This window comes from Embleya sp. NPDC005575, from assembly GCF_040605455.1.
Taxonomy (GTDB): domain Bacteria; phylum Actinomycetota; class Actinomycetes; order Streptomycetales; family Streptomycetaceae; genus Embleya.
In genome coordinates, this window is record NZ_JBEXCV010000258.1 from 1 (window position 1) to 7,653 (window position 7,653).

Consider the following 7,653-nt stretch of genomic DNA (forward strand, 5'->3'; position numbering starts at 1 on the left):
GCGGAGCCCGCGCCGGCGATCACCGCGATGGCGGGCGGCTCGGCCGACCCCGAAACCGATGCCGAAGTCGCGGACCAGGCCCGGACACCGGACGCCGACCCGGCCGCGGACTCGGCTCCGCCGCGGACCACCCGCCCGCGCCCCCGGGCCGAGACCGGTGCGGCCCGTCCGCCCCGGCCCGCCCGCACGACCGGATCGGCCCGGCGGCCGGAGCAGGTTCGAACCGACCCGTGCGACGCGCTCGCGGCGGGCGGGGTCTTCCCCGTCGGCGGCGTCACCCACCGCTGGTGCCACCGGCAGGAGGGCCTGCGGTGACACCGATCTCCTTGCCTCGCCCCTTTATTGACTGTTCGTCAGATGGCTCGTACGGTCGGCGCGCTGTGCACGCCTAGCGCCGGGAGGCAACCGTGTTTCGTGAAGCCCTCGATCTGACCGGCCGGGTCGCCGTCGTCACCGGCGCGGCCTCGGGCATCGGCCGCTCCAGCGCCGAGGTGCTGGCCGATCTGGGCGCGACCGTGATCTGCGCGGACATTTACGAAGCGGGAGCCCGGGAGACCGCGAAGGCGATCGTGGCCGCCGGCGGCGCCGCGAGCGCCGCCGCCGTGGACACCTCCGAGGCGGCTCAGGTGGACGCGCTGATCAACGACGCGGTCACCGCGCACGGCCGGCTCGACGTCCTCGCCAACATCGCCGGGGTAATGCACTCGAGCACGGTGATCGAGACCGAGGAGGCCGACCTCGACCGGGTCCTCGCAATCAACTTCAAGGGCGTCTTCTTCGGTTGTCGGGCCGCCGCGCGGGTGATGTCCGCGCAGGGCTTCGGCAGCATCGTCAACATGGCCTCCGGCGCCGTGGACACCGCGACCTCGGGCCTGCTGTGCTACGGCGCGGCCAAGGCCGCCGTGGTGCAGTTGACCAAGACCCTGGCCACCGAGGTCGGCCCCAGCGGCGTGCGGGTCAACGCGGTCGCGCCGGGCTGGATCGTCACCGGGATGACCGGCCGGCACTGGACCGACGCGGAGGGCAACGAGGACCTGGAGCGCAAGGCCGCCGTGGCCGCGCCGATGGCTCGGATGACCCCGCTGCGCACCGTCGGCGAGCCCACCGACATCTCCTACGCGGTCGCCTACCTCGCCTCGGACGCCGCCAGGTTCGTCACCGGCCAGATCCTGCGCCCCAACGGCGGCATCGCGATGCCCTGGTAGTCCACCCACGCCGAAGCCCCGCCTCCCGGGAGGGAGACGGGGCTCGGACGACAGGCCGGAGACGACCCGACCATCGCGGATCGCTCAGGTCTGGTTCTCGGCCTGGAACATCCAGCTCATCTTCTCGAGGTCCGCGGCGATCGTGATGAACAGGTCCTGGCTGACCGGGTCCTGCTCCTCGGTGACCGCGATGCGCTCGCGCATGCGCTCGATCACCGCGCCGTAGACGCCGACGAAGTAGCCCACCACATCGGCGTCCTTGATCCAGCCGGAATCCGGCTGCGGGAGGCCGCTGCCCGCGGTGATGCTCGCGGCCCGGCCGTCGGGGTTGTAGCCGATCGCCGAGGCGCGCTCGGCGACGGTGTCCGCGAAGGTACGCGCCGAGGTGACCACCTCGTCCAACTGTAGGTGGATCGAACGAAAGCGCGGGCCGACCACATTCCAGTGGGTCTGCTTGGCGACCAACGAGAGGTCTATCAGGTCGACGAGGGCGCCCTGGAGCGCCTCGCCGGTGATCTTGCGCGCCTCGTCGGACAGGGGGCTCTTGACGACGACCATGGTGCTACGACTCCTCGGGGTTGGTGTCGATCGGACCACCGAGTCGGGGAACCCGGTGTGCATGGCACCGGATGCCCCGAATCGATAAAACGATGCTCCCGAGTGGGAAAAACCACACCTCGGTCGTCGTGCTCAGGCCGCCACCACCACGCTCACCGCGTTGTCGGCGGAGATCGGGCCCGAGCCCGACGACCGGTCGTTGTTCTGACGTTCCGCGGCAGCGCGCTCGTTCGGCGTGAAGCCGGCACCGACCGGCTCCAGGACCGGCCGCATCGCCTCGGCCGAGGCCAGCTCGGCGAGGGCCAGCTCGTCGCTGACCTCCCGCATGAGCACGGACATGCGCACGTCCAGCGCGTCGCAGATCGCGGCGAGCAGTTCGGACGAGGCTTCCTTCTGGCCGCGCTCGACCTCGGACAGGTAGCCAAGGGATACCCGGGCTGAGGACGAAACCTCGCGCAGGGTGCGACCCTGACGCTGGCGCTGGCGCCGCAGCACGTCACCCAGCAGGCGACGGAGCAGGATCATCGGTCGCTCCCTCCTAGGGCGGCTCGGGGGGTCACAGCCCCACCGTACCTGCCCGACCGCGCGGGTGTGCCCGCCTTACGGTCCTGTTCACTCAGGGCGTGGAACCTTGACGGCGGGGGTGTCCAGGGTCCATAGGGTTCGCGGGGCGCTCCCGCCTCGATTCGCAGCACGTCGTTGCCCACCCTTCCGCGTGTCCCCCGCATTCCCGACCGGGGCGCTCTCCCCGGTCGGCGGGCGCGCCCGGTCACCCCGTACACGCCGGGTCCTGCTCGGCCGGCAGCCCCGCCAGGACGCACCGGAGCAGATCCAGCACGCGGACCGTGGTCATCTCCCGAATCCTGCTCCGACTGCCCGAGAACAGCAGCGACAGCACGGTTGTTCCCTCGGGGCCGGCCACCGCGATGTGTACGGTACCCACGGGCTTGCCGTCCTGGGGGTCCGGACCGGCGACCCCCGTCGTGGCCACCCCGTACGTACCCGACATGATCCGCCGCACACCCTCGGCCATCCGCGCCGCCACGTCCGGGTGAACCGCGCCCTCGGCGGCGAGCAGGTCGGCGTCCACGCCGAGCACCGAGCCCTTGACCTCGGTGGCGTACGCGGTGACCGAGCCGCGCACACTCGCGGACGCACCGGGCACCGAGGTCAGTTCGGCGGCGACCAGGCCGCCGGTGAGCGATTCGGCCACCGCGACGGTGGCGTCGTGCTCACGCAGCAGAGCCAGTACGACGCCGGCCAGCGTGTCGCCGGCCTCGCCGTAGACGCAGCCGCCGAGCAGTTCGCGGGCCCGCAGCGCGGCGGCGTCGACCGCCTCGGCGCCGCCGGGGGCGGTCGCGGTGAGCTTGACCCGCGTCTGGCCCGCGGTGGCGAGGTAGGCCACCTCGACCGCGCCCGCGACCGCGAGTTCCTTCTCCAGCGGTTCCAGCATCCCGGCGATCACGCCCTCGCCGATCGACGCGGTGAGCAATTGGCGCTGGGCCCGGATCGGCGGATCGCCGGCGCGGCGCAGCAGGTCGGGCAACACCTGTGCCTCGGTCATCGCGATCATCTCGTGCGGCGGGCCGGGAACCGCGTACACCCGCACATCGCCGATCGAAATCGCCACTCCCGGGGCGCTGCCGTTCGGATTGGGCAACGAGTGACCGCCCTCGGGCACGTCGGCCTGCTGGAGACCGAGCGCGGTCAGGGTGCGGTTCAGGCCCTGATAGCGGCGGCGCAGCCAGTCCTCGATCGCCGGGTCCCGGCGCAGCGCCACCCCGGCGACGGCCGCGATCGCCTCGCGGGTGCGGTCGTCGGAGGTGGGGCCCAGGCCACCGGAGACGAGCACCGCGTCGGCGCGTCGCACCGCCTGGGTGAGCACGTCGATCATCTCGTCGAGGCCGTCGCCCACGGTGGACACGCCGGTCACTCGCAGCCCGGCCGCGGTGAGCCGCCGGCCAAGGGTGACCGCATTCGTGTTCACCACGTCGCCGACGAGCAACTCGTCCCCCACCGCGACCAGTTCGACCTTCAATTCGCGCATGGTCCCTCTCCCCCGTGGTCGGAATCCCTCCCGACGTCAGACCTGTCCGGCGGGCACCGGCGTGCCGCGTCGCAGTCGTACGGCCTTGACGATGTAGTCGAGGCCGGTCACCACGGTGATGATCACCGCGGCCGCCATGACCCAGGCCCGCGTGCTGGCCAGCGGGCCGGTCATGACCAGTGTGTACATGCCGATCGCGACGCCCTGGAGCATGGTCTTCGCCTTGCCGCCCCGGCTGGCCGGGATCACGCCGTGGCGGATCACCCAAAAGCGCAGCAGGGTGATGCCGATCTCCCGGGCGAGCACCACGAGGGTGACCCACCACGGCAGGTCGCCGAGCGCGGACAGGCTGATCAGCGCGGCGCCCATCAGCGCCTTGTCGGCGATCGGATCGACGAGTTTGCCGAAGTCGGTGACCAGGTTGTGCATCCGGGCCAGCTTGCCGTCGAAGAGGTCGCTGATGCTGGCGACCGTGAACGCGGCCCAGGCCCAGGCCCGCCAGGCGGGGTCGTGGCCACCGTCCTGGAGCAGCAGGACGACGAAGACCGGCACCAGGGCCACCCGCATCATGGTCAGCGCGTTGGCCGCGTTCCACGCGCTCACCGAGGTGGTGGGGTCGCCGAGGCGGTCCGGCTTCGGCGGGTGGTTGGCCGCGGCGGCGCGGACCGCCTCGGCCGGACGCCGGCGCTGTGGTGCCGGTTCGGCCGTCACCGATCACCCCCGGGCACGATCACGTCGACCGCCTCGCCGTGCAGGTCGGCGCCCTCGCTGTCAGTGACCCGGACCCGGACCAGATCGCCCACCCGCAGGCCCTCGCCGAGCACCGTCGTCGATCCGTCGGTCTCGGGGGCCTGGTGGTGTGCGTGGCCCTCGGCGGTACCGTCCTCGCCCACTTCCTCGATCAGCACGATCACCTCGGTGCCGATCCGGTCCTCGGCGCGCTGCGCGACCAGTTCCTCGGCCAGCCGGGAGATCCGCTCCACGCGCGCGGCGACCACGTCCGGCTCGACCTTGTCGGCGTAGCCGGCCGCCTCGGTGCCGTCCTCGTCCGAGTAGCCGAACACGCCGATGGCGTCCAGCCGAGCGGCGACCAGGAAGCGCTCCAGCTCGTCGACGTCCTCTTCGGTCTCGCCGGGGAAGCCGACGATGAAGTTGGAGCGGGCGCCGGCCTCGGGGGCCTTGGCCCGGGCCTGGTCCAACAACGCGGTGAACGCCTCGCGCGAGCCGAACCGGCGCATCTTGCGCAGCACCGGCTCGGAGGCGTGCTGGAAGGACAGGTCGAAGTAGGGCGCGACGCCGGGCGTACCGGTGAGCACGTCGATCAGGGTCGGCCGCATCTCGGCGGGCTGGAGGTAATTGACCCGGACCCGCTCGATGCCCTCGACGGCGGCCAGTTCCGGCAACAGCGTCTCCAGCAGCCGCAGGTCGCCCAGGTCCTTGCCGTAGGAGGTGGAGTTCTCGCTGACCAGGACGATCTCGCGGACGCCCTGCTCGGCCAGCCAGCGGGCCTCGGCGATCACATCCGAGGGGCGGCGGGAGAGGAACGAGCCCCGGAAGGAGGGGATCGCGCAGAACGAGCAGCGGCGGTCGCAGCCGGAGGCGAGCTTGAGCGAGGCGACCGGGCCCGAGCCGAGTCGGCGGCGCAGCGTGCGCGGCCCCGAGGCGGGGGCCAGGCCCTCCGGCAGGTCCTCGGGAGCGCCGTGGCCGGGCACCGCGACATCGGCGGCCTGGCGCTCGACCGGGGTGATCGGCAACAGCGCGCGGCGATCGCGCGGCACGTGCGAGGTGTGCGCGTCGCCCGCGAGGATCGAGCGCAGGCGGGTGGAGATGTCGCTGTAGTCGTCGAAGCCGAGCACCGCATCCGCCTCGGGCAGCGCGCCCGCGAGCTGATCACCGTAGCGCTCGGCCAGACAACCGACCGCGACGACGGCCTGGGTGCGGCCGTCGCCCTTGAGGTCGGCGGCCTCCAGGACGGTGTCGATCGAGTCCTTTTTGGCGGACTCGACGAAACCGCACGTGTTGACCATGACGACGGAGGCGTCCGCGGCGTCCTCGACGAAGGACCAGCCGTCGGCCTCGAGCCGGCCGGCGAGTTCCTCGGAGTCCACCTCGTTGCGGGCGCAGCCGAGGGTGACCAGGGCGACGGTGCGCAGGGCGGAGGGGCTCTCGGCCGGGGCGGCGGGGCTGGTGGTATCGCGGGCGGACATGCCGGAAAGCCTACGTCAGGCGCGGGCGTGAACCGGACGCAGGGAAGAGTCCGACGGTTCCGGGGAGGTCACGATGGTCCGTCAGCGGGTGGAAGGCGTGGCCGACGCGGTCGCCCGCATCTGCGGGACGGGGTCGCCGGGCACGAAAGTGTGCTTGACGACGGCGCCCTCCTCGCCCGCCGGGCCCATGTCCTTGCCGTTGACACTCAGCCGTGTGGCGCCCGAGTTGCCGATCTGGAGCTTGAGCTGCTCGGGGTCGGTGAACGTCTTGGCCTCGCCCTTGTCCAGGATCGTCTCGAAGATCTGCTCGTTCTTGGAGTCGAACGCACGGACCCAGCTGCGACCGTCGACCGCGGTGATCGTGACCACCACGTCGGCCGGGAACTCGGGGGTCTTGGCCACCGGCGCGACCGGAGGCGGCGGCGGGGGCGGCGCCGGGGCCGCGGGGGCGGCCGTGGTCGGCGTGATCTTCGACGCGGTCTCCTTCTGGTCGTCATCGTCGTCGGCACGCCCGCCGGCGAGCTGGACGAACGCGAAGATCAGCACGATGACCACGGCGACGCCCATGGCCAGGGTCCAGTTCGGCCGGCGGTACTCGATCGACTTGCGTGGGGAGTCGAAGATCTCGGTCGGGCGCGGAGTGCTGGTGCCGCCGAGCGTGTGGTCGTACTCGGCGACCAGCGGCTCCGGATCAAGGCCCGTCGCGCGGGCCAGGGTACGGATATGACCGCGGGCGTAGAAGTCGCCGCCGCACGGTTCGAAGTCGTCGCCTTCGACCCCCTCGATGATGACCTGTCGGATGCGGGTGACCTCACTGAGTCGTTCCACAGTGAGACCGGCTCGCACTCGTGCCTCGGCGAGGCTCTGACCGATCGACACGTTCGCCCCTTACGAGTCATTCATCACGACTGACACTAATCATCACTTAAGTCTGATCATTCACCGCGCAACGTGGCCATAATCTGCTCGATTTCATCCGGTTTGATCAATACTTCGCGCGCCTTGGAGCCCTCGCTCGGTCCCACGATGTCCCGGCTCTCCATCAGGTCCATCAACCGGCCCGCCTTGGCGAAGCCGACCCGCAGCTTGCGCTGGAGCATCGAGGTCGAGCCGAACTGGGTGGACACCACCAGCTCGACCGCCTGGCAGAGCAGGTCGAGATCGTCGCCGACGTCCTCGTCCACCTGCTTCTTGCGATCCGGCGCGGCGGTGACCTCCTCGCGGTACTCCGGCCGAAGCTGCTCCTTGCAGTGCCGGGCGACCGCCTCGATCTCGTCCTCGGTGACGTAGGCACCCTGCATCCGGATCGGCTTGCTCGCGCCCATCGGCAGGAACAGGGCGTCACCCTTGCCGATCAGCTTCTCCGCGCCGGGCTGGTCCAGGATGACCCGGCTGTCCGCGAGCGAGGAGGTGGCGAACGCGAGTCGGGAGGGCACGTTGGCCTTGATCAGCCCGGTCACCACGTCGACGCTGGGCCGCTGGGTGGCCAGCACCAGGTGGATGCCCGCCGCGCGGGCGAGTTGGGTGATCCGCACGATCGAGTCCTCGACGTCGCGCGGGGCAACCATCATCAGGTCGGCCAACTCGTCGACGATCACCAGCAGATACGGGTACGGCTGCGCCTCGCGCTCGCTGC

8 protein-coding genes and 1 pseudogene are annotated in these 7,653 nt (G+C 71.3%); 2 read left to right on the top strand and 7 right to left on the bottom strand.

The annotated features are described in order from the left end of the window. Both ABZS54_RS41095 and ABZS54_RS41100 read left to right on the top strand, forming a co-directional pair. Positions 1–315 (top strand): annotated as a pseudogene (locus tag ABZS54_RS41095) (hypothetical protein); the annotation flags it as partial. 92 nt (positions 316–407) lie between these two features. Then, on the top strand, positions 408–1,205 hold the full coding sequence (locus ABZS54_RS41100; protein WP_355547978.1) for an SDR family NAD(P)-dependent oxidoreductase: 798 nt from the start codon (positions 408–410) through the stop codon (positions 1,203–1,205). A gap of 84 nt (positions 1,206–1,289) precedes the next feature. Here ABZS54_RS41100 and ABZS54_RS41105 read toward each other — a convergent pair whose 3' ends face one another. From ABZS54_RS41105 to ABZS54_RS41135, 7 genes are all read right to left on the bottom strand, one after another. After that, positions 1,290–1,763: a DNA starvation/stationary phase protection protein gene (locus tag ABZS54_RS41105; RefSeq protein ID WP_355547981.1), complete on the bottom strand. Its 474-nt coding sequence runs from the start codon at positions 1,761–1,763 to the stop codon at positions 1,290–1,292. A gap of 132 nt (positions 1,764–1,895) precedes the next feature. After that, positions 1,896–2,288 carry a helix-turn-helix transcriptional regulator gene (locus ABZS54_RS41110; RefSeq protein WP_355547984.1) on the bottom strand — a complete coding sequence of 131 codons (393 nt, stop codon included), beginning with the start codon at positions 2,286–2,288 and terminating at the stop codon, positions 1,896–1,898. Between the two features lie 244 nt (positions 2,289–2,532). Then, on the bottom strand, positions 2,533–3,810 hold the full coding sequence (locus tag ABZS54_RS41115) for a CinA family nicotinamide mononucleotide deamidase-related protein (RefSeq protein ID WP_355547987.1): 1,278 nt from the start codon (positions 3,808–3,810) through the stop codon (positions 2,533–2,535). A 36-nt stretch (positions 3,811–3,846) separates the two neighbouring features. After that, the gene (gene pgsA, locus ABZS54_RS41120) at positions 3,847–4,380 is read right to left on the bottom strand and encodes a CDP-diacylglycerol--glycerol-3-phosphate 3-phosphatidyltransferase (RefSeq protein ID WP_052173812.1); all 534 of its coding nucleotides are present in this window, start codon (positions 4,378–4,380) and stop codon (positions 3,847–3,849) included. A 137-nt stretch (positions 4,381–4,517) separates the two neighbouring features. After that, positions 4,518–6,017, bottom strand: a complete 1,500-nt coding sequence (gene rimO, locus ABZS54_RS41125; RefSeq protein WP_355547990.1) for a 30S ribosomal protein S12 methylthiotransferase RimO — start codon at positions 6,015–6,017, stop codon at positions 4,518–4,520. 81 nt (positions 6,018–6,098) lie between these two features. Beyond that, the gene (locus ABZS54_RS41130; protein WP_355547993.1) at positions 6,099–6,896 is read right to left on the bottom strand and encodes a helix-turn-helix domain-containing protein; all 798 of its coding nucleotides are present in this window, start codon (positions 6,894–6,896) and stop codon (positions 6,099–6,101) included. A gap of 56 nt (positions 6,897–6,952) precedes the next feature. Beyond that, on the bottom strand, positions 6,953–7,653 hold a 701-nt coding region (locus ABZS54_RS41135; RefSeq protein WP_355547996.1), incomplete at its 5' end, for a DNA translocase FtsK.